The following is a 272-nucleotide window of genomic DNA, read 5'->3' on the forward strand; positions in this document are numbered from 1 at the left end:
GTGTGGGTCATGAAGCGGGTGTAGCGCGCTTGCGGAGACAGGCTGCGGACGAATTGCTGCTTGGCTTCCGCGTCTTCGGGGGCGAAGGGGCGGATGGTTACGGTTTCGCCGTTTTTGAGGGTAAACGTGGCAGGATGCTCGGTCGGGTAGGGGGCGAGCACGTTTTGGATGGGGGCTTCGCTTTCGGTTTTGGCGCCCAAAAGTTCAGCGGCGGCTTCGCCGGTGTTGCGGAGGAACTCGGCGGCAGTCGGATTTTTGCTGCGCAGGTATTC

General features: G+C 61.8%; 1 pseudogene. It reads right to left on the reverse strand.

Annotated elements, in window-relative coordinates:
* Positions 1-272: pseudogene (locus tag ACTHS3_RS17890) on the reverse strand (GNAT family N-acetyltransferase); the annotation flags it as partial.

It is taken from the genome of Neisseria sp. P0009.S007, from assembly GCF_051962515.1.